The organism is Wenyingzhuangia sp. IMCC45574 (assembly GCF_054182685.1).
The window spans coordinates 3,651,138-3,674,364 of record NZ_CM135169.1 but is presented as its reverse complement, the minus strand read 5'-3'; the positions used below and the strand labels follow the sequence as shown (position 1 = coordinate 3,674,364).

Annotated in this window: 14 protein-coding genes; 3 read left to right on the top strand and 11 right to left on the bottom strand. The window is 33.9% G+C overall.

What is annotated here, in order from left to right:
- Positions 1–7: 7 nt before the first annotated feature.
- From ACXHHC_RS15755 to ACXHHC_RS15705, 11 genes are all read right to left on the bottom strand, one after another.
- Positions 8–1,198 (bottom strand): hypothetical protein, encoded by a 1,191-nt coding sequence (locus ACXHHC_RS15755; RefSeq protein ID WP_458227328.1) that lies wholly within the window; start codon positions 1,196–1,198, stop codon positions 8–10.
- Positions 1,199–1,346: 148 nt separating this feature from the next.
- Complete coding sequence (locus ACXHHC_RS15750) at positions 1,347–3,314, bottom strand: FAD-dependent oxidoreductase (protein ID WP_458227327.1); 1,968 nt, start codon at positions 3,312–3,314, stop codon at positions 1,347–1,349.
- 29 nt (positions 3,315–3,343) lie between these two features.
- A complete protein-coding gene (locus ACXHHC_RS15745) occupies positions 3,344–4,810 on the bottom strand; it encodes a sulfatase family protein (protein ID WP_458227326.1) in 1,467 nt (488 codons plus the stop codon).
- Between the two features lie 121 nt (positions 4,811–4,931).
- Complete coding sequence (locus ACXHHC_RS15740) at positions 4,932–6,503, bottom strand: T9SS type A sorting domain-containing protein (RefSeq protein WP_458227325.1); 1,572 nt, start codon at positions 6,501–6,503, stop codon at positions 4,932–4,934.
- 3 nt (positions 6,504–6,506) lie between these two features.
- Entirely contained in the window at positions 6,507–9,413 is a 2,907-nt protein-coding gene (locus ACXHHC_RS15735; RefSeq protein WP_458227324.1) for an outer membrane protein assembly factor BamB family protein, read from the bottom strand.
- 300 nt (positions 9,414–9,713) lie between these two features.
- Positions 9,714–12,533: a hypothetical protein gene (locus ACXHHC_RS15730; RefSeq protein ID WP_458227323.1), complete on the bottom strand. Its 2,820-nt coding sequence runs from the start codon at positions 12,531–12,533 to the stop codon at positions 9,714–9,716.
- A 145-nt stretch (positions 12,534–12,678) separates the two neighbouring features.
- Positions 12,679–14,025, bottom strand: a complete 1,347-nt coding sequence (locus ACXHHC_RS15725; RefSeq protein WP_458227322.1) for a T9SS type A sorting domain-containing protein — start codon at positions 14,023–14,025, stop codon at positions 12,679–12,681.
- 175 nt (positions 14,026–14,200) lie between these two features.
- Positions 14,201–14,992, bottom strand: a complete 792-nt coding sequence (locus ACXHHC_RS15720) for a T9SS type A sorting domain-containing protein (RefSeq protein ID WP_458227321.1) — start codon at positions 14,990–14,992, stop codon at positions 14,201–14,203.
- A gap of 297 nt (positions 14,993–15,289) precedes the next feature.
- Positions 15,290–16,723 (bottom strand): carbon starvation CstA family protein, encoded by a 1,434-nt coding sequence (locus ACXHHC_RS15715; protein WP_458227320.1) that lies wholly within the window; start codon positions 16,721–16,723, stop codon positions 15,290–15,292.
- Positions 16,723–19,140, bottom strand: coding sequence for a glycoside hydrolase family 2 TIM barrel-domain containing protein (locus ACXHHC_RS15710; protein ID WP_458227319.1), 2,418 nt, complete (start codon positions 19,138–19,140; stop codon positions 16,723–16,725). The genes ACXHHC_RS15715 and ACXHHC_RS15710 overlap by 1 nt, the downstream gene beginning before the upstream one ends.
- A gap of 230 nt (positions 19,141–19,370) precedes the next feature.
- The gene (locus ACXHHC_RS15705) at positions 19,371–20,357 is read right to left on the bottom strand and encodes a family 43 glycosylhydrolase (protein ID WP_458227318.1); all 987 of its coding nucleotides are present in this window, start codon (positions 20,355–20,357) and stop codon (positions 19,371–19,373) included.
- A gap of 275 nt (positions 20,358–20,632) precedes the next feature.
- On the opposite strand from ACXHHC_RS15705, the gene ACXHHC_RS15700 reads away from it, so the two are divergent.
- The 3 genes from ACXHHC_RS15700 to ACXHHC_RS15690 all read left to right on the top strand — a co-directional run bounded on the left by ACXHHC_RS15700 (position 20,633) and on the right by ACXHHC_RS15690 (position 23,219).
- Positions 20,633–21,025, top strand: coding sequence for a hypothetical protein (locus ACXHHC_RS15700; protein ID WP_458227317.1), 393 nt, complete (start codon positions 20,633–20,635; stop codon positions 21,023–21,025).
- A gap of 475 nt (positions 21,026–21,500) precedes the next feature.
- Positions 21,501–22,718 (top strand): hypothetical protein, encoded by a 1,218-nt coding sequence (locus tag ACXHHC_RS15695; protein WP_458227316.1) that lies wholly within the window; start codon positions 21,501–21,503, stop codon positions 22,716–22,718.
- Positions 22,719–22,730: 12 nt separating this feature from the next.
- Positions 22,731–23,219 carry a hypothetical protein gene (locus ACXHHC_RS15690; protein WP_458227315.1) on the top strand — a complete coding sequence of 163 codons (489 nt, stop codon included), beginning with the start codon at positions 22,731–22,733 and terminating at the stop codon, positions 23,217–23,219.
- The last annotated feature ends 8 nt before the right edge of the window (positions 23,220–23,227 follow it).

Sequence of the window (23,227 nt, the reverse complement as noted above, 5' to 3'; positions counted from 1 at the left end):
TCTTATTTTATAATCTGTCTTTGTATTTTTTTCTAAACTTTTTTACTCTCTTCTTTTGTTTACTCGTTAACAACTCTTCTTGGTTGGATAAAAACCAGTAAGCTCTTCTTGCTATTAAAAAGTTATCTGCTTTTAGCAATGCTACTAAGTTCTGTGTAAGCGTAGGAGAAGAGAAATTATTCAACTTTAAATTGGTTAAAAACATTTCTACTTCTTGAAAACTAAAATCAGCTATATTTTTACTTAACTCGTTGTAATAAGCAGTGTTTCCTCCCTTATTTGTTTCTGACACTGAATTTAAACAAGCAACTCTCTTTTTATAATCTCCTTCTTTAAACAAACGAGATACAGAACTGTAATACAACTCTTCCTTTAAATTTTCTACATAGGTCAATCCAGTTTTAAACACACTGTATTCACTAGTTATCGCTTGTTTTTCAATAGCAGAAACGGTTAAAGAATCAAACGATTTTCTAAGTTCTAAACTCTGAATTGCAAATTTTTTGTAAGCTGCTTCTGGATGCCCTAAATAGTCTTTAATAAGTTTCTCATCAGAAAGTTTATCTCTTGTAATAGATCTTATTTTAGAAACCATTTGTCCATTGGCCCAATGCCAAAGTGTAAAACAAGTCCAAACAGCTCCTTCTACGGTTTCATTTGGTGTTACTGTAGACGTAGCCCCAGAAACTGCATCTACATCTACATTTCCGTGCGCTACAAAATCACTAACCACCAACTCTTCCTTAAAAACATGTTCTAATTCTGAGTTTTTATTATTTAAAACCCACTCTAACTTGCTATAATCTTCTTTGGTAAATGGAGCACCTTCTTTTTTTTCTAAGCCTTCACCATCTTGCAATTCGTATTTAACATACCTTCCTAACTCATCCCAAAACATTCTAACAGTTACTACTTTACAAACATCCTCTCCGCAGTTTACAGAGTCCACATCTAAGTAAAATAGCTTGGTTTCATCAGACAGTACTACTTCTATCAAATCACATTCAACAGCATTATCTTTATCTATTGCAGGATGAACTATAGCAACCGTATGAATTGTCTTTTTTTGATTTGGCAAACCATTAGACTGTAAAACCAACACCAGTAGTAAACACAAAAAAAGAGTCGTTTTTCTAAAAAAAACGATTGTTTTCTTAGAAAAATGACTCTTTAATACTTTATGGGTTAATCTACTCATTCTAAACTTAATATTGTTTCCTTACAATTAAGCAAACTGTAAAAATCTTAAAAATATTTCTCATAGTAAAAGACCTACAACTCCAATCTTCAACTTAAATCCACCAAAAACAACACTATTTAAACATTTAGAAAATCCCTTTTAGTTTTTATGATTTATAAGCACGAACCTCAAACAATTTTGCCGTTTCAAATCCGTAAGTTTCTTTTAAATTAATTCTTATTGCAGTGGTCTGAACCTGATCAAAATCAAACTTGATTAAACGCGCAATATTGTTCTCTTTTTCTCCAACTTTTACCCACTCACCATTTACTCTTACCTCTAAATCTAACTCCTTTAATAACTCTGGTGGTACCGTCGTAATAAAACTCTTTTTTAACCACTCGTTTAAAGGCTGTTTACGCATGGTAATATTCTTATGCAAATTGGTATCACACTTTATTTCTACTTTAGAAAGCTTAACAGGACTTTCCCATTCCATTTGAAAGGTTGCTGGTAAACTTTCGGATTGCCAATGATTTATTTCGCCATCTATGTCTCTAGAAACACCATTAATTACATTTTTAGCAGCTCCCGATTTTGTAGAAGAACCAAAAATGGCACTTGCCTTTTTAGCTAAATCTTTTGGATCTTTAGCAACTACTTTTGGAATGTAAACATCATCACGCATTAACATTTCTTGCAACTGCTTTATATGCTTGTTACGAACCTCTCTTGGTGTAATTCCTTTTTCTGCACAAATAGTTGCTGCAGTACCTACTGCCTGTCCCATTAAAGCACATGTTCCCTGAATTCTTGTAGACGATAACGCAATGTGGGTTAAACTTGCGTTACGACCCGCAAACATTAAGTTACTTATATTTTTAGAATACAAAGAACTAAAGGGTACTTGGTATACCGTTTTAAACTTTTGATGGAAAAAACTTGGTCTTTCCTTAATATCTAAAATTCCTCCTGGATTGTGTTCATCTAAAGACCAACCTCCAAAACCAATAGCATCGTCAAAATGCTTATGCTGTGTTAAATCTTTTTCAGATAAAATATGATCTCCAATAAAACGTCTAGACTCTCTACGTCCTGGTAAAGAACCTACCCATTCCAAAGCATAGTTTTCTGAATCTGGAAACTTTCCAGAGTTTTTAATATAATCCCAAACACCGTGTAAATACCCCATTAAATCGTGTCTATTCTCTTCTTGCACATCCACAATATCATGATCACTTCCTAATTCTACCCACCAATATCCATCTAAATAATTATTAATTTTTCTTTCGTGGTTAGCATTATCTCCATCGTATTTTTTAACAAACGTAGGTGGTGTGTACGGCATAGGCTTACCATGATCTTTACCTTGTAACAAAATAGAAGCTCCCATTTGCCATCCATCAGCTACATCTGGAGCATAATCTTCGTTAAACTCGGCTTTTCCTTCTCTACCTGTTCTATACAAGGCACCAGCTTTGGCAGCCATTAACCCATCTCCAGAACTATCAATAAACACATCTGCCTTTACCGTAAATTCCGTCTCTGTAGTTAATTGCCAACATCTAGCAGAAACTATTTTATCTCCATCCATCGTAGCATCAATAGCCTGCGTATTTAACATTACTGTTAGGTTAGGCTCTCTTACTACATAATCATACACAATATGATCCCAAACAGGATAAGATTCTTGTGGATTGTACAATCTGTTTTCCAACATAATTTCTTCCACAATTCCAGTTTCTCTTTCCGCTTTTCCTGTTGCCAAACGGTTTACACCATTTAACGTTACACGAATCTCACTAGATGCATTCCCCCCTAAAACAGGCCTATCATGAATCAATACGGTTTTAGCTCCATTTCTTGCCGATGCAACAGCCGCACAAATACCCGCAACTCCCGCTCCAGCAACAACCACATCGTATTCAACTGTTTTTTTACGATCTGGATTAGGCACTCTTTTACCTGTTCCTAATTGATGCCATTGCTCATCTCCTCCAACAACACCAGCACTTGTGTTTCCTTTATTAATTTCCTCTGCTGCTCCCTCTAAAGACTTACAAGAAGACAAAGGCATTACACCTGCTGCAACTGCTGCTCCTGCTGCGTTTTTTAAAAAATTTCTACGTTTCATTTCTTATGTTTGGTTCGGTTTTTCTCTTACTACAGATCCACTCCTGTTCCTTGTAGGGAATTATCATGATCCCACATGATTAACCATGGATCTTTGGTTTCTAACTGAAACTTTTTAAGCTTCGCCTTCATTTCAGTTAATACTTCTTGATATTCTTTTTTATCTGCTAAGTTGTTTACTTCTCCTGGATCTTTTTCCAAATCAAACAACTCAAATTCTGCATGCTTTAAATACTGCTCTACTGTTTTATTTCCATACATTTCTACATGGTTTCTATAAATACTTTGCCAAGTAGAAGAAGCCCATAAATCTGATGCAAACGGATAATCTAACTGCCATGCTATGTTCCAAATTAATTTGTGCTTACCTTCTACAATAGCCTTCATAGGATAATACATAGTAATCTCATGAAAAGTATGCGATGCATAAACCGTATTCCAACCTTTTGGGTTTTCTTCTGCCAAAACTCCGTTGAATGATTTTCCATGAAATTCTTTAGCATCGTACGCTACTTTAGCCATGTCTAAAATTGTTGGTGTTAAATCTACCCAAGAAACTTTTGCATTATTAATACCTCCTTTATTGTCTTTTACCAATGGGTTTTTAACAATACATGGCAATTGAATTCCCGGTTCATACACGGTTGTCTTAGCTCCTGGAAAAGCCATTCCATTGTCAGAAATATAGAAAACGATGGTATTATTTAACTTTCCTGCTTCTTTTAAATGACTCATTAACCTACCAAAACCTTGGTCTATTCTAGATATACTCTGGTAGTATTGTGCTATTTCTTCTCTTGACTCTTTGGTATCTGGCAAAAACTCTGGCACCACAACATCTTTAGGATCATAAATCACCTGATTCTCTCCTGGGTAAGGTTCTTTTTTGTTTCCAAATGTATTTGGCACATTCCACGGTTCCGCCTTAAAAGGGTGTCCTCTGTGTGGATCATCTGTACAGAAATATAAAAAAAATGGTTTTTCAGATTTTATAACATCTACACACGCATCTGCCATCTCTAAAGTACTTCTTGGATCTGCTTCTAACACTGTATTAAAATGGTATACCTCTTCTGGTGCTACATGGTACTTTCCAATTCTCGCAGTTTCGTATCCTGCTTTTTCTAATAAAACAGGTAACGATTTTACATTGTCGTAAGTGCTAAAATGATGGTAATCGTGTACATGTCCGTAAGAACCGGTAGCATGCCCAAATTTACCAGTTAAAATTACAGACCTACTTGCAGCACAACTTGCACTTGTACAATATGCATTATTAAAACGAACTCCTTCCGAAGCTAACTGATCTAAATTAGGAGTTTGTATTACTTGATTTCCATAACAACCTAAGGCATCTTTTCCATGATCATCCGCCACAAACAAAATAACGTTAGGTTTGTTACTTGCTACTGGTACACTCTCTTCTTTTTTTGTAGAGCAAGCCACTAGAAAAAGACCTAATACGGCAATCTTTAAATGTTTAATTAATAAATTCATCTTCTGAGTTAGTTAGTAATTTGTAAGCTGTTAAGTTATAGTAAAATTACTCTCCTTAACAGCTAATATTGTCTTTTAAAAGAGATATTATGTTCTTTAGCGTAAAGATTTACGGTTACATTTACTTAACAACAAGTTTTTTAACCACTGATTTAGAACCAATTAAAACCTCCACATAGAAAACACCTCTTATTTCTTCACCTAATTCAATTCTAGGATTTGTTTTTTTTATTTCTATTTCTTGAACAAGTTGACCTGTGGTACTAAAGATCCTAACACGAGATCCTGCAGGGCAAAACACATTAAAATAACCTTCTGCTGGATTTGGATACACCAATGCCATCTCATCAAAATTGGAAAGTTTTCCTTCGCACGGCACAGCTGTTTCCACCTCTATTAAATCTCCCAATTCACTTTCAACTTCGAATATATTTTCATCAAACTCTTTTATCTTTTCTCCATTTTTGTAGACTAAAAAAGGAGCAGTACCCTTATCTACATGAATTAAAGTTGCATGTGTTTTAGGTGATAAACTTGCCTCAATTTTTGTTGCTTCTGGTAGCACCAAAATATATTCGGTCTCTGTAGACGTATAATTAGAACCTATTTTTAAATGATAAGTATCCGGGTTTAAATTTTCAATAGTTGTTGTTTCTGTAAAATCTATTTTGCTTCCATTAAATTCTACATAATAAGCTCCTACAGTTTCTGTACTTATCTCTAATTTACCATCGTTTTTATCTTGACATGTTTCTCCAATTACTTTAATATCAAAATCTGGATTACTCAATACACTTGTGAGTGTAAATTCAATATCGTCTACATAAAAACCTCCCGTATAAATTTCTCCATCGGAAAAGTTACTTACAAAAATTTGAAACTTAGAATCGTTTACATTTTCAGCAATTACAATTTCTTTTCTTAGTTCTACCCACTGTTCAGTGGCAACACCATCCAACTCCCACTTAATGGAATTCCATGGCTCTATTATCTGTGTGTAAAAACTAGGAATTGTAGTTCCACCTTCAACCCAAATCTGCAACGCTACCTCATAATTCCCGGCAGGTAATGTTATATTTTTATCCTCCGTTGAATTAATTTGACTTGTAAAAGGTACTGCTACAGGTAATGCTATTGGATCAATTAACAACTGTAATTCATCAAAATAAAAGGTTCCAATTCCTCCTGTAGAGCTATCCATCATAATCCTTACATTGGTATTCTCAAAAGATTCAGTAATAGTAAAAGGAACCCTAACCTCTACCCATTGGTCTTTAGCAATAGTAGCAACATCAAAATTTACATTTACCTCACTCTTTCCAGCAGTCCTAAAGTTTGCTCTAATTCTAGAAATAGAAGTTGAACTACTTTCTACCCAAATCATTGCTTTTAATTCGTAACTCCCAGGAGCTAAATCAATCAGCATATCAGAAATAGAGGAGCTTCCAAATGCTTTCTTACTCCCCGTAAAAGAAGCATCATTGGTATATTTTAAACTTCTAGACGTACCGCTAGCTCCTTTATCTGTAGCTATGGACCAATTCTCGGGTTGCTGCATCCACCAACCATCATCTCCAGAAGCTACTTCAAACCCATAATATTCCGAACTTAAAGTGTTCACCTTTCCTTGAGCTTTTACTAAGAATCCAAAAAATAAAAACGCAATTGTATGTATTAAAATTCTACTTTTCATGGCCTAATTGTTTAATGGTGAACTTAATGTGATATCAATAAAACGGAATCCTCCGCAAGGGACATCAATAGTTACTTTTCCAGAGGGAGTATAAGATTTTCCATCTAAAATATCAGTTACACCAACTGCTGAAACCGTTTGAAACGTTACCACCGCTTTTCGATCTCCTGGATTTAAATACGCTCCATCAATTAACGTTAACCTTAAATTGGTTGGAGATGTTTGAGCAACTACCCAAGCTACATTTCCACTTACAGTCAACGGTATTTTTTTAGCTCCTAACTTTATATCTTCCTCTATCGTTTTATAATATTGGTCTGCACTAAATGTTTGCGTTCCATCTTTAGAGTAATAATATCTACCATCTGTATAATATTCTTTTAAAATATCTTTATACAGAGGATGTAGCTTATCTTTTAAAGCTCCTCTGGGTGCGGAAGTATCTGCATTAGCACCTTCTTGTGGTGGAGTAATTAACACCAGCCCATTAGGGTAACTTGGTAAATAATTCTGCCTTCTATCTTTTACCTGTCCTGCGTAAGTAGAAAAATCCCAAGGCGTATTTTTAGCTCCCATCCAATTGGCATTTTGCCTACTAAATACAAAAGAGTTGTTTGTTAAAAAATCCTCATCGTAATGGGTTGCCCACTTTAAACTACTCCCCTCTACCAAATAATGCTCCTCTGGAGGCAACATACTTAAATGCACCGGAGAAAGACTTACCAACTCATTAGGCTCTGGTACAAACAAGGCTCCTTTTGCCACTAAATCCCACACAATACTCATATAATCTGGATCTATTGGGAAATTGTTTATATGAGTAGCTCCATTTGCCATATGATAAATTAAATGGCGTAAAAAATGGTTTGGTAATCTTTGATGACAAAACTGTCTAGATCTATCGTAACTAGGGTTGTCTGGCACCGTTCTAGTCCCCCAATTGTCTACAGCTCCACTAGCCCAAATTCCAACTCTACTTGCAATACTAATATCCATAGCCTTGTCTGTAGTTTCTTCCATAGAAGGAACAAAAATATCTGAGTACTCACCCGACAACAAGCCGCTCCACATAGGTAAATAAACATTGGCCTGCCAAAAGTTATGCTTTGTTCTTACATATATATTTAAGTTTTTTGTTCTTCCGTAGTCTGCTAAAGGATAAAACAAATCATCCATCACCCACGTAAAATCATCTGAATGATCTTCTAACTCTGGAAAAATCATAATCGTTTTCTTTCCATTGGCATAATCCAACGTTTGCTTTCTGGTATCTAACTGAAAAAAATAAGGATCGTTTCCATGTCCTCCCCAATAAGCAATTCCGGCATCTCCTTTAGGAGACTCATCATACCAAGCATTAATCATATCAATGGATTGTTGTTGAGTAAGCTCGTATTTTTTTCTAGAGTCTCTTCTATTTTTATACTTCTCATTAGGCATACTAGAACGATCCCAATTTTCTGTTTTAGAAAAATGACTACCGCCCAAAAATACAGGTGTATCGTAATTTACTCTAATGTTGTCTGCTGTGGTTTTAGCTACACCGTTATCTGTACTTTCTGTCATAAAGTAGATATCTCTTGCATCTCTTTGCAAAGCTGGTTTGGTATAAGAAGCCAAACCTAATCTAGACTTTGCTGTATTGGCTAATATTTTCTGAATTTTACCTCCTGGAATTAAATCTTGATATTCTTGTTTCCAATCTGCGTGACCCGTATCTAAAATATGAATCTGACTACCTCCACTTTGACAACTTGCCAAAACAATTTGGTTTGAATTTGGTCGTTTCCACATATCGTAGTACGAATATTTGGTAGACAATTTCTCTTCTGATGAAAAGTCCTTAGATACTAAAACAATAAAATTCCCCACTAAGAAAAAATACTTTTCAGTAGTTCCGTCTAAAATTAATTCTGGCTGAACGACTGAATACCCAAACCCTAATCTGTCTATTTTATACTGATCTGTAGTATCATCTTTTAAGTTTAAACGCGACACATTTGCGCTATTTTGATGGTTAGAAGCTCCCATCAACACTTCATAAGTACCATCTTTATCATAATCCGAAAATCGTAGTTCTCCAATTGGACTAGTGGCTTCTGTTTCTACTCTTTTAATAAAATTATCTTCTAATACATCAAACATATAAACAGCCCCTCTATCCTGAGAAGGGTTATTACTTGCATGCATAATTAAATAATCATTATCTGCATCTTTTGGCAAGGGTCTTAAAAAATTAGCATAATGCACAAAATCTTTTGCAGTAGTTGTTCCCCATGTTTTTTCGTTAGAATAATCTGCAGATTTTAATTCTTTTACCAAACTACCTGTGGAAGACAAATAATAACAGTTTAAATCTAAACTCCCCGCAACAACATAATACTGCCCCTCTTTTTTAACCGCAGTAACAGCATACATAGGAACTTCGTTCTTTTGATAGCTCCACAACTCTTTTCCATCTACATCCAAACAATAAATAGTTCCATCGGCATTTGCTACCAATACCTCATCGTTTCCATTCCCTGTAATATCTACACACCAAATATCGTGTACCATAAAACCAGACAACGTATTTTTCCAAAGAATCACTCCATTAAAATCAAGAGCCATCATGGTCCCCTCATAAGTACTGGCTACTATTACATCTGTACCGTTGTACTTTGCAGTTCTTACTTTGTGAACTGTCTGACCAACTTCTAGACTATAAATAGCTCCTATTTCTTTGGCGGTATTAGGAAGTGTGTATTTTAAAGATGTAGTTCCTGCAAATTTCTTGTCAGTAGAGAAATTCCATGCATTCTCTGCTGATTTTTTCCATTGCTGTTGATCGGTTTCAAAATCATACTTCTTTTGACAAAAAGACGACTGAACTATCAAAACAATTAAAAACAGATAAGTAGTTTTGTTCATTTTTTGATTATTAGCTAAATAATTATTGGTTTTATTATCAAAACTACAACAGCAAAAAACCTTTACATTCTCTTAAAATTTTTATTTTGTATCTGTGAATAAAATTCTAATACAGAATAAATTCAAAAAAGTCTTTTTGATACGGTAAATCTACTCCTTAACCTTACGTATCATAAACGCTAAAAAAACCAAACACAGTACTTTTTAGATATTCCTTCCCAAAGAATACTGCACTCTAACAAACAAAAGCCAGTACTACTCTATAGTACTGGCTTGTAAATTATAGTAAAAACAAGAATATTACAACGCTTCTTTAAGTAGTACATCTATAAATCGGAATCCTCCTAAAGGAATCTCTATTTTAGATACAGTATCAGAAACTTTAAATTGTTCTCCACTTAATACGTCTTTTACCTGTGTTGGTTTAATTGTATTAAAACGAACCAACGCACTGCTTTTCTCTGGATTGATATAACCATTGTCTATTAAAGTTAATCTTAGTTTTTTGGGAGCTATTTGAGAAACTACCCATGCTACATCTCCAGAAACCGTAATAGGTAATTTTTTAGAACTTTCTTTAATATCCGATTCTATTACCTTGTAATACTCATCTGCATTGTACGTTTTCGTACCGTCGTTAGAATAATATTTATGTCCATCGGTAATATACTCCTTCATTATATTCTTATAAATAGGATGCAGATTATTCTTTAACAAACCTCTTGGAACATCACCTTTAGCAAACACACCTTGTTGTGGAGGTGTTATTAAAACCACTCCATTTTCATAAGGTGCTAAAAAGTTCAACCTTCTTTCTTTAACTCCAGCTGCATACCTAGAAAAATCCCATTCTGTAACTGGTGCTCCTGGCCAAGTTCCATTCATTCTACTTAAAACAAAAGGATTCTTTTTCTCAAATTCTTCATCATAAAAAACAGTCCATTTTACATTGGCTCCATCATTTAAATAATGATGATCTGGCTCTTTCATACTCATATGAACAGGAGAAATACTTAAAACTTCATTTCTCTTTGGCACGTACAATGCTCCCTTAGCTATCAATTCCCAGTAAATACTCATATAATCCTGATCTACAGCAAAATTATTAATGAACTGCGCACCATTTGCTGTATGGAAAATCAACATCCTAAGCATATGGTTTGGCAATCGCTGATTTCCTAATTGCCTAGCCCTATCTATAGATACATTATCTGGAACAGCTCTTGTTCCCCAACTATTTACAGCTCCACTAGCCCACATACCCATTCTACCAGCCAAACTCAGCTCCATAGTTTTATCTGTTGTTTCTTCCATAGACGGCACAAAAACATCTGCAAATTCACCAGACATTAATCTAGACCAAGGACTTAAATAATTAGACCCCAACCAAAATACATTCTTTGATCGTAAGAAAATATTTGCATTTCTTCCTTGCGCATGCTTTGCCAAAGGATAGATTAAATCATTTAACAAAAAGTTTAAATTGTCCTCGTTATGATCTTCTACTTCAGGATAAATTAAAACCGTCTTTTTGTTTTCAGCTTTATCAATTATTTTTTTAGTGGTATTTATACTAAACATATAAGGATCATTTCCATGCCCTCCCCAATAAGCAACTCCTGGAGCTCCATTGTATTGTGCCGTTATCTGATCGACTGCCTCTTGACTAGACAATGTGTATTTCTTTCTTCTATCTCTTGATTTTTGATACTTCTTGTTTGTTAAAACAGATCTATCAAACTTCTCTACATTTCTCATGTGGATAGAATTTAAGAAAACTGGACTCTGATATTTTCTTTCTAATTTATTTTTTAAACCTAATAAGTTATCAGGTACTTTTTCGGTCATTAAATACACTGGCTGAGAAATATGTTCTGTTGTTGGCTTTTGATAAGAATCTAATAAATCTCTCGTGTTTTTTGTATTTTTTAAGATGGTAGCAATCTTCCCTTTTGGAGATAATTTTTTATAAGCTTTCTTCCATTGGTCATTCTTTAGATTCAACACATGAATACAACTACCTCCACTTTGTGAACTTGCCAACAAAACCTTTTCATTTTTCTCATCTTTAAAAACATCATTATAAGCGTACTTTCCTTGAATGATTTCTTCTTTTGAATTGTTCTCTAAAGGATTGTAGATTCTCATCTGATTTCCTATTCGAGTTAAATACAAGTTCTCTTTTTTATTTTTTAAAAGCACCGTTTGAGCAATATCATACCCAAAACGAACCTTATTAATTTTATGAAAACTAAATTTATTTTCTTCCAAATCATACGTAGAAATCAACAAATCATTAGAATGAGCAGAAGCTCCTAAAACTATTTCATCTGCACCATCGTTATCAACATCAATCAATTTAAAATCTCCAATAGGTCTAATTCTAATTTTCTTTTTTAATGCCTTATTTCCTTTTACCGGAACTTTCTTAAACGGTAAGTCTTCTAAAGGTTTAAAGAAGTATAACGTACCAGGAACATTCATGTGATTATTTGTTGCTAGAACAGCCAACACATCGTCTCCGTTTTTTTGCTTTACAGTTCTAATAAAATTTGCTGTTGCAATTGCAGGCTTTGGCAATAGTTTCTTAGACTTACTCCAAGGTTTTTCTATAGAAAAAGTAGACGATTTTATTTCTTTAACCAATACTCCTTTTGGTGACAAGTAATAAATACTTTTATCAAAACCTCCAGCAACCACATAACTTTTTGCTCCCTTTTTAATGATATTTACCGCATACATTGGAGCACTGTTCTTTTTAAACCTCCACAACAACTTCCCTTTACTATTTAAGCAGTATACTGTTCCATCTGCATTGGCTGTAACAATTTCATCCTTACCATCATTATCCAAATCTCCACACCATACATCGTGATTCATGAAACCAGACAACTTATGTTCCCACAATTGCTTTCCGTTATAGCTTAGCCCAATAACAGTTCCTTCATAACTAGTACCTACTATGTAGTCTTTACTCTTATCTTTTGCAACTCTAACTTTCTGAATCGTATAATCGGTTTCTATACTATATAAAGAACTTTTAACGTCTACCTTTTGGGCATTTAATACAAGTACACAAAACAGTAATACACCCAAAAAACAATTTATCTTATTTCTCATTTTAACTCTTAATAATTTAGTAATTCAAATAAACCACATCCTTTTATATTTTTTGTCTCTCTCTATTTATTTAATGTATCAGAAAACAAAAAAAGCCCTTTTCTTAAAAGAAAAAGGGCTGAATTTAAACAAAATATCTACTATTTTACATAACCACCTTAATAGTATCTTGTTTGTTTCCTTTAGAAATTTTCACAACGTATATACCACTAGACAAATCTGTAGCTTTAACCTCCTGACCACTTACAGAATATACAGCATCTAAATTTGCACCAACAACAGTAATATTTCCATTAGAAGTAGCTACAGAAGCTCCTTCTATTTTAGAAGTAGCTGTTGATAAAGTTGAAGCATCCGTCCATCTTAAATTATCAAAATATGCTACTGTAGTCGCATCGGCTGCTTCTACCCTAAACGTATAACCAGCATCTGTTGTTTGACCAAAAGTAGCTATACTAGAAGTAATTGTATGCCAAGTATCCTTTGCTAGAGCTTGATCAATATCTATACCTACTGATTTAAAAGAAGTAGCTGGAGATGATTCTGTATTTGCTTTCACATTTAAAAACATTTTAGAAGGTATTGACTTTCCTGATGGAATAAAAACATCAGCCTGCACTACATAATCACCTGCAGCAAAACTTATTAACGAAGTTCCTGGCGTGTTATATCCTCCTTGAATTTGTTTTGTTCCTGCACCATCTGATGAATCAAATTTGATACTATAATCTCCAGAATTAGCTTGCACATCTGAAAAAGAAAAGTACGTATCATGTTGTATAAACCACCCTGTTGAAGATGAATTTCCATTTGATGCTGGCTCTATAATACCATCAATCTCTGCATCTGCACCTTCGAACCCTAAGTATTCCTCGGTGGTAAAACTTTGTACACCATTATATTCTACAATCGTAATATCATCTAAATAAATAGTACATGTACCAGATGCAGGAATAGTACCTGTATAATTCACTGTCATCCAGTTTTTATTATCCCCTAAATCTGCATTTGCAGTTGTCGTAACAACCTTGTAAACTTTAGTCCAAACCCCAGATGAAACTCCAGAAATATCTATATTAACCCCTGCTCCCTTTATTGGTAAGTTTAACGCCGAAGGTTGTGTACCACTTGTAACTTTAACCCAAGCAGAAACCAAATAATCTCTTTCTGTTAAGCTAAAGCTCCCTTCCTTATTTGTGTTAGACCTCCATGTTTGAAGTTTTCCTTCTATCGGATTTGCATCAGTATAATCTATAGCGTATTTCATACTATAAGTTCCCGAATGTGCCTCCTCGTTAGATTGTTCAAAACCTGCAACTTGAGACCAACTTTGCACAACATTACCCGGTGAAGCTGTAAGATTACTTCCCGTAGTCCACACAACATTTGTCAATTCAAAACCAAATGCATCAGCATTTAAAATCTGTGCATTAGACTTTGTTGCTAAAAGTGCTCCTCCTATTAAGAAGCCAAAAAGTAATTTTTTTCTCATGATAATTAAAATGTTAGGTTATTTTTTTGTTTTCAACAGCTAAGTAATCTCATAAAAAAGAATTAAATATCTACCTAAGTAAATAAAATATGCCTTTCAGTACATAGGCTATAAACAACAAAAAAAGGCCGCCTGTAAACAGACAACCTAATACTAACAATTCTTAACTAAAAAATTACAGAATCACCTTAACTGCATCTTGTTTGTTCCCTTTAGAAATCTTTACGATATAGATCCCACTAGACAAACCAGTTGTTTTAACTTGTTGTCCTGTGATAGAATAAACGGCATCTATCTGAGCTCCTGAAACTGTAATCTCTCCATTAGAAGCATCTACAGAAGCTCCTTCAATTTTAGAATAAGATGTTGACAAAGTTGATGTTTGTACAATATCTACGTCATCAATATATATTTTTGAACCAACTACCATATTGGTAAAGTTGATATTAAAAGTCAATACAGTTCCAGATCCTGCTCCTACATCATAAGTATAACCTGAATCAGCCGTAAATTCTTTGGTAAACTCATGCCACTGACCAGCAGTTTTCCCATTTAAATCAAGGCTTAAATTCTGAGCTGCTGTCCCTCCATTTAATGCTACTTTTGCAACAGTTGTAGTAGTAGCCGTAGTATATATCCAACCTCTAATAGTATAACTTGTCTCACCACTCAACCAAATATCTCCCTCGTCGTTTACTTGTGTTCTCCAACCTTGAGTCTTTGGAGCCGTACCAGGCACAGTACTCGTAAAATCTGCCATCATACTATAAGTACCTGAATGAGCTTGCTCGGTAGATTGAGTAAAACCAGTTTTTTGCTCCATAGCCTCTACCGCATTACCAAACACTCCATTTTGATATTCAATATTTGTATATTCAAATCCATAACAATCCGCATCGTACTTTGTTACTTGAGAAAATCCTAATGTTGTAGCCACCGTAAATAAAAAAAGTAATCGTTTTTTCATAATTATATAGTTTTAAGTTTAGACTACAAACAAAACGCTTTCTTCTGATTACCATGTATTTACAAATACATTTAAGTAGAATAGATATGTTTAAACACCAACTTACCCCTATGTCTTTCTGAATAAACAACCTACACCTATTTTACTTGTGTAATAATCCCTAAAAAAACTAAAAACAACACATAAACACCTAGATACAAGTGAAATAAAAAGAGGAAGACAATTTTATAAAATTGTCTTCCTCAATATATAACCGTATGTGTTTCTAAGTAAAATCAGACTTTTATCAACACGTATTTAAATCGTAAAAACTTTTTTCTTTTTAGAAAAAACTAAAAATACAACTGTTACCAACAAAGTAACAACTCCTCCAATTACATATGCTATTTGCTTATTTAACTGAAAACCTTCTGGTGCAATTAATATATAAGTACTACAAACCATTGTCATAAAAATAGCAGGTAATAATGTAACCCAATAATTTTTCTCTTTTAGTATTAAGTATGCCGTTATAGTCCACAACACAATTACTGCCAAAGTTTGATTAGACCATGCAAAATACCTCCATATAACTGCAAAATTCACCTTAGTCAACACAAAAGCGATTACAAACAATGGCAAACTAAGGTAAAGTCGCTTTAGTAATGTTTTTTGCTCATATTTAAATGTATCTGCCAATATCAACCTAGCAGATCTAAACGCAGTATCTCCCGATGTTATAGGTGCTGCAACAATTCCCAAAACCGCTAAAACGCCTCCTATTTTCCCTAACATATTTAATGAAATCTCGTTAGCTGCCCAAGCTGCACTATTCCCATTAGCCGCCATAGCATCATTTAAACCATTAACATCCCCAAAAAACACCATAGCAGCAGCAGCCCATATTAAAGCAACAATTCCCTCCGTAATCATCGCTCCAAAAAACACTTTCTTACCCTCTACCTCGTTCTTAACACATCTTGCCATTAAAGGAGATTGTGTAGCATGAAAACCCGAAATTGCTCCGCAAGCAATCGTTATAAACAACATAGGAAAAATAGGAGTCTCATCAGGATTACGCTTCATATTAATCAGGTTCTCTGGCAATAATTCTGGAATATGATAATCTCCAATAAACAACACCACAAACAAACCTAAAGCCATAAATAACATTGCTGCTCCAAAAATTGGATACAATTTACTAATCAACTTATCAATTGGTAACAAGGTAGATAACACGTAATAAATTAATATAATAAAAACCCACATAGCTATTCCTAGTGTATTGTCTGTCATTCCGTCAATAATCTTTGCTGGTCCCACTAAAAAAACGGTCCCTACAAAAATTAACAAGACCACCGTAAACAAGCGCATAAATTGCTTTATATAAGGCCCCAAATAAATACCAACAACTTCACTAATACTTAAGCCTCCATGTCTTAACGATAACATTCCCGAAAAGTAATCGTGAACAGCTCCTCCAAATATGCATCCAAATACAATCCACAAAAAAGCAGCAGGTCCATACATAGCTCCTGCAATAGCACCAAAAATAGGTCCTAAACCGGCTATGTTTAAAAACTGAATTAAAAAGACTTTCCACAACGGCAAAGGCATATAATCCACATCATCTCGCTGGCCAATAGCAGGAGTTGTTCTCTCTTTATCAATTACAAAAATCTTTTCGATAATTGTTCCGTATACAAAATATCCTAGTATTAGAATTATGATTGAAATTATAAATGAAATCATTATAAACTTTTATTTTTTAAATACATTTTTACTGTTTTCAACTCTGTAGAACTCACTTTGATTTCTAGCTTATCATCATCTAAAACTTCTAACACAATCAAACACTTTCCATTATTAGTTTTACATTTTTTTTTAGTCACAAAACTAGCATGATCGCTCATATTCCCATTATCAAACGCTAAAACTCTAGCTTTGCCACTTACCTCTAAACTCAAATCTAAAGGTTCCCAAACCACCAATTTTCCTTTTCTATCTACAAGTTCAACCTCTACATGAACTATATCTCCTTTTTTAACTAAGCTCTTATCTGATTTTAATTTAATTTTTGCTGGTTTTTTAGTTGTATACAAAGTATAGTCTGCCACCTTTTTCCCAGACACGTAACCTATGGCTTTTAATTCACCTGGTTCATAAGGAATTTTACTCCACTTCATTATCTTGTTCGGAAAATCAGCTATTTTTTGACTCCCTATTTTACGACCATTTAAATACAACACTACAATTTCACAATTTGTATAAGTAACTAAATCGTACTTTTTATCTTTTTCTAAATTCCAACTAGATCCCATAGGAGGCCAACCCCATCTTCCTGAAGTAGAAAAGTCATCCGCATCTCCCTCGTAAACATAGGTTTTAATCATTGGTTCTTCTGTCCAAACGGACTGATAAAAATAAGCTCTATTCTTTTTAAAACCTGCAAAATCTAGCAATCCACTATCTGTTCCTAGTTTAGGCCATTTCTTAGACTCTCCTAAATAATCTATCCCAGACCATAAGAAAAGTCCCATATTGTGGTTGTTTTCTAAAACATCAAACCATGGTGATTTCTCAATATTTGCAAATCTTTTTTCTGGAGTACTGTTAAAATAAGTGTAACTTTCTGTACTCACAAAAGGTTTCCCCGGATTCTTAGCACCAATAGCTTTACACCATTGCTCACCATAATTCAAGGCTATTAAATCCATATACTCACAAGTTTCAATTATCTTTCTCACTTTATCTGCAGGAACCTCATCTCTCCCTCTTTCCATACCAGAAATTACCGGTCTTGTTGCATCTATAGACCTCACAAAATTAGTGTACTTCTTTAAACCTACTTTTTGCTCTATTGTTCCTGGCGAATGATTCTCGTTTCCTACACTCCAAATCACAACACTTGGATGATTGATGTCTCTCCTAACAGATTGCTCGTAATTTTTTTGCCACTCCGTCTCAAAATAAGGATTAGCAAACCCCATTGGATTAAAAAAGTTTCCTTTTCTCTTTTTTCCTCTTCCCAAGCCATCATCATTCCACTTATCCACAAACTCATCCATAACCAAGAACCCCATGCGATCACATAAATCCATAAATTCTGGTGCTGCTACATTATGAGCTGTTCTAATTGCATTACAACCTACAGATTTTAATGCTTTTAGTCTTTTTTCCCACACCTCTACAGGAACCGAAACTCCCATAGAACCAGCATCTACATGCAAACAAACTCCTTTCATTTTTAATGGATTTCCATTTAAGAAAAAACCTTCTTTAGCATCAAAATTTAACGTTCTAACTCCAAAAACACTCTTGTAATCATCAACAACGTTCCCGTCTACTATAATTTCTGTTTTGGCTGTATACAAACTAGGAGAAAATACATCCCATTTTTTTGGGTACAAAAGTTTAATTTTCTGAATTGTTTTGTAAGTCGTCTTTAAATTCACTTTTAACTTCTTCTTACTCTCCCCTACTCTTTTCTGATCTTCATCAAATAAAACCGTACGTACTTCTACAGTGGCTTTTCCTTTAAAATTTTCTAAAATGGTCTCTACTTTTACCAAAGCTTCTTTCTCCAAAACTTTGGGAGTTGTAATCTTAGTTCCCCATTTTTTCACATGAATTTGATCGGTTACTGTTAGCCATGTATTTCTATAAATTCCAGAACCAGTGTACCAACGAGCACTTGGTATATCAGAATGATCTACTCTTACAGCGATTACATTGGGTTGATCAAAATTTAAATACTCCGTTATATCGTAATAAAAACTTGTAAAACCATTATACTGAGCTCCTACATAAACTCCATTTATCCAAATTTTTGAATTTCTGTAAATGGCATCAAACTGAATCTCTACATACTTCCCCTTATATTCTTTTGGCAAAGAGAACGTTTTTCTATACCAACCAACACCTCCAGGTAACCATGCATTTCTTCCAGAATTCTTTTTACTTAGAGCACCTTCCATACTCCAATCATGTGGCAAGTTCAATTTTCTCCAAGCAACATCCTTATAATCTTTATCGGTATAATGCAGGCTATCTGTTAAACTAAACTTCCAGTCTTTATTAAAACTTTTGTTAATTCTAACACGATTCTGAGATAATACAGAAAAACTTACAATTAAAAATAAACTCAGAATAATACGTTTTAACGTCATAAGTGTTTTGATTTCTTTTTTATTGGGATTGGGTAAATTACTATTTAACAGAAATTGTTTGCAACTATATATTGACTAAACTCAACACCAGTAATTACAACATCCAAAAACGAAAGTAGTTGAAAACAAGACTCACAAAGTCTCTCTGAATCTATTAATTGAATCAGTTGGTACAAAAAAAGCCTCAAACCAACTCGTTTGAAGCTTTTAAAACTATACAATTAATTAACTTATTCTACTTTAGACACTCCAGTTCTAGTAGGTTTTACTGGAATAATTTCACCTTTTTTATTAAAAAACAATTCGTCTACACATATAGAACGTTTAAAACCACTATTAGAAAGGTCTTGAGTATGATAGAACACATACCACTTCTTTTTATACTGAACTACAGAACCATGCGATGTCCAAGAACTTACAGGCTCCATTACTTTTCCCTGATACACAAAAGGCCCTAATGGGTTTTGAGAGGTAGCATACACCATGGTTGCATCTTTTGCCCAACCATTAGAATATACATAGTAATACAATCCTTTTCTTTTAAACACCCAAGGTCCTTCTCCATACACTCCATCTCCTCCATGACTCAATTGTAATCTAGGATCTTGTTTCCCTTTTTCTTTCCACAACAATCGTTTTCCTTGCTTATCCAAAATAAGAACTTCATGCAAAGCACCGTCTCGCTCAATCATATTATCCTTTAGCTTTACAACTCTTGCATCTCTACAACCAAAATACATATACGCTTGCCCATCGTCATCAATCAAAATTGCCGGATCTATAGGTTCAGGTCCTGCAAAAGGTTCCTGTTTATTATCTACCAAAGGTTTCCCTAACACATCTGTAAAAGGTCCTGTTGGATGAGCCGCTACAGCAACACCTATTTTTGTTCTTTCTACCGGATAATAGAAATAATACTTCCCGTTTCTTTTTACAGCATCTGGAGCCCAAGCCCATTTTTTAGCCCACTTTATATCTTTTAAAGAAAAAATTGCCCCATGATCTTTCCAATCCTTCATATTTGTGGTAGAAAAACAAGCCCAATCTAACATATCAAAATAAGTAGCATCATCCTCATCATGAGAGCTATAGACATACAGAGTATCATTAAAAACTCTTGCAGAAGGGTCTGCTGTAAATTTATGAGTTACAAAAGGATTTTGCGCTAACAATACGCTTGTAAACAATAAAAAAATTAGACTTCTTAATTTACACATAATACAATTGGGATTTTAAATATTCTATAGAAACAAAACTAACTGTAAACAGCATTCTTTTGCATGATTAATATCATTAAAATTTAAGCATGGAAAACAATCTAAAATACCACTTACTACTGTAAAAACCACTTTTAAAATAAAAAATAATATGTATATTTAGGTAGATTTTTTTACTTAGAAAGAGTAGAAAAACAGCTATGAAATATGACATTCTTCGGGATTACTCTTTCTGTCCTATAAATGACATACTAACAAATTAAAAAATTTGAATATTGAAAAAGAAAAAAATGGAAATATCCAAAGAACAAAAATTGAAACAAGACTCTAGTATAATGAGTGAGCTTCTTAGCGCTCTTGATATGACTGGAAATGAGCTATCTAAAGAATTAAAGTATTCTAGTAATTCATCTATTTACGGTATCCTACAAGGAAACCGAGGCATTTCTATCAGTCTTATATATAAAATAAAAGACCGCTTCCCTTATGTAAACGAAGAATTTCTAAAAAGCTACAACAAACCCATCCTCTTAAAAGATCCAGAGGATATTATAAAAGAGAACCTAAACACATTCAGGCCTACATTTGAAGATGTCCCAAGGTTACTCTCGGATATTAAAAACCTCTTAGAACAACAATTAGAATATTTAAAAAATGCTTCCAAATAAGGAAGCATTTTTTTTGCCCTTTTATTTTTTTGTCAAGTTTTTTGTCAAGTTTTTTGTCAACTTTTTTGTCAACTTTTTCAAAAACTTGACACTTTTATTTTTTTCTTCAAAAACTTGACATTTTTAAAAACCACTCCAAAAACAGACGTAAAACACTAAAAAACAACCACTTAAACACAAAAACCCACAGATAAAACATTAAAAAAAAGTCACTTTTTTGTGAAAAAGTTAACTTTTTTACGTTTTTATCTCTAAAAAAGCAATTTACAATCCCCCGTAAACACTGAAGGTTTGAACACTTTTTGAACAAGTGTTCAACTACTTGTTCAAACACTTGTTCAACACTTTTTATAAACCTTCCTTTTAAACAAAGACTTCTTTTTTAACAAGCTCCAAAAAAGCACATCAAAATACTCTCAAAAAAATATTCAAGACTTCTTTAAAATAATTTTGAGGTAACAAATAAATAATAATTATGATAATAAATTCATGTAACAGCAAAAAGATCTCTATAGACATTAGTCTAGACGACTTCAATAGCAGCATTGGTTACTCTTTTGTAAGTAATGTTGCTACAGCAGAACAGACCGGAGGTTTCTTTTCCACAAACAGTGGTAACACAGCCCCCACCTCAATTACATCGTTAATTGTAAATCTTCAAAACAGTGAAAGTGAAGACCAAACGGAAGCACTTACTTATATTGGAGATCAAAAATTAACTTTAAAAATTGTTGACGAAAACAACTCTGACAACAGCCTAGAGTTTAAAGTAGACAGCTATCAAATTATAAACAACACACACATTGTTTATACCTTAGATGCTAATCAAACTACAGGAACCCACAACCTGATAGACAACAACAACTACTGTCTTCAGTTCAATTCTTGTCCATCTGTAACTAAAACAAGTGATTTAACAAACGATGGTGATGGTAACAGCCCGTTTGCTACACTTTTAGATTTAAGCAATGTAAACACTGGAGGAACAACAAACGTTAGCGAGTTAAACAATGATGGAGACGGAACAAGTCCATTTGCAACATTAGCCGACTTAAACACTCAAAACATCAGTAATTTAAGCGAACTAAATAATGATGGAGATGGTTTAAGCCCCTTTACAACACAGAATTACGTTCAAAATTTAATCAACAGTATTAATGCACATTACGGACCGTATACTTCTGTTGCAAATGCCTTAGCTGCAATACCTGCAGGATCAAGAACCGTTGGTTTAACCGTTTTAATCTACGACTTAGCCAACAGTATTCAAGAAGAATACTGGTTTAAATTTGGAACTGCCGATGCCAATTTAGTATCTAAATGTTGTGGTACCGACAACTCTAACAACGAAGACCCAACACCTACAAACAATACAACGGTGTACTACGGACAGAGTAACAGCATTCCAACATCTGTAAACATCAAAAGTTTTTCGTCTAGTACATTAACACAAAATGACACAATAAATGCTCCTTTTGATGCAGAAAATGTACACTTCTTTACTGTTCCATCTGGACTATCATTAGAAAGTGCCGTAAACAGTGCTATTGCAGCAGACATTTTCTACTCTAGTACAAACAACTCGTACTTAACATCTACAATATCAATAGATGACGAAAGCCATACATTATACTATTTCCAAGGTCTTGCACCACTAGGACAAGACGTAATTATATCATTAAACTTAATTTAAAATTCAAATAAAATGCCGTACACAGGATTAAACAACAAAGTAAGAATTATTAGCGCAGCTTCAGCAAATGTAGATTTCGATTATGGACCATACAACTCCATATCAGAAGCATTAACAACTTTAACCTCACCTTTTAGAACCCTAGGTAAAACCGTAGGAATAATCTCTAATGGAAGTATAGAAGAATACTGGTTTAAAGAAGGAATATTAGACATCGATCTAATTCAAAAACAAAGTTCATCAGAAGGAAGTTCATCTGGTAACTCTAACGCAGGAGCAGTAAACTACATCTTAGACGGATCTGTAGTAGACCAAACAACTTATTTCTCTAGTCAATATTCTTCGGAACCAATAGGAACAAGAGTTGTAGACACCGTAGAAAATATTATCTACGAAAAAGTTTCGGATACACTATGGATTAAGAACCTAGCTGTAGCTGTAGGAACAGACATTGATAGTCAAGCAACTATCACAGGAATTAATTTAGTTTCATATAAATAAAAAATGTT

Coding starts and splice junctions, on each gene's coding strand:
- ACXHHC_RS15740 (WP_458227325.1), bottom strand. CDS start 6,503: ATGAAAAGTAGAATTTTAATACATACAATTGCGTTTTTATTTTTTGGA.
- ACXHHC_RS15720 (WP_458227321.1), bottom strand. CDS start 14,992: ATGAAAAAACGATTACTTTTTTTATTTACGGTGGCTACAACATTAGGA.
- ACXHHC_RS15695 (WP_458227316.1), top strand. CDS start 21,501: ATGATAATAAATTCATGTAACAGCAAAAAGATCTCTATAGACATTAGT.
- ACXHHC_RS15755 (WP_458227328.1), bottom strand. CDS start 1,198: ATGAGTAGATTAACCCATAAAGTATTAAAGAGTCATTTTTCTAAGAAA.
- ACXHHC_RS15735 (WP_458227324.1), bottom strand. CDS start 9,413: ATGAACAAAACTACTTATCTGTTTTTAATTGTTTTGATAGTTCAGTCG.
- ACXHHC_RS15715 (WP_458227320.1), bottom strand. CDS start 16,723: ATGATTTCATTTATAATTTCAATCATAATTCTAATACTAGGATATTTT.
- ACXHHC_RS15710 (WP_458227319.1), bottom strand. CDS start 19,140: ATGACGTTAAAACGTATTATTCTGAGTTTATTTTTAATTGTAAGTTTT.
- ACXHHC_RS15745 (WP_458227326.1), bottom strand. CDS start 4,810: ATGAATTTATTAATTAAACATTTAAAGATTGCCGTATTAGGTCTTTTT.
- ACXHHC_RS15750 (WP_458227327.1), bottom strand. CDS start 3,314: ATGAAACGTAGAAATTTTTTAAAAAACGCAGCAGGAGCAGCAGTTGCA.
- ACXHHC_RS15730 (WP_458227323.1), bottom strand. CDS start 12,533: ATGAGAAATAAGATAAATTGTTTTTTGGGTGTATTACTGTTTTGTGTA.
- ACXHHC_RS15725 (WP_458227322.1), bottom strand. CDS start 14,025: ATGAGAAAAAAATTACTTTTTGGCTTCTTAATAGGAGGAGCACTTTTA.
- ACXHHC_RS15705 (WP_458227318.1), bottom strand. CDS start 20,357: ATGTGTAAATTAAGAAGTCTAATTTTTTTATTGTTTACAAGCGTATTG.
- ACXHHC_RS15690 (WP_458227315.1), top strand. CDS start 22,731: ATGCCGTACACAGGATTAAACAACAAAGTAAGAATTATTAGCGCAGCT.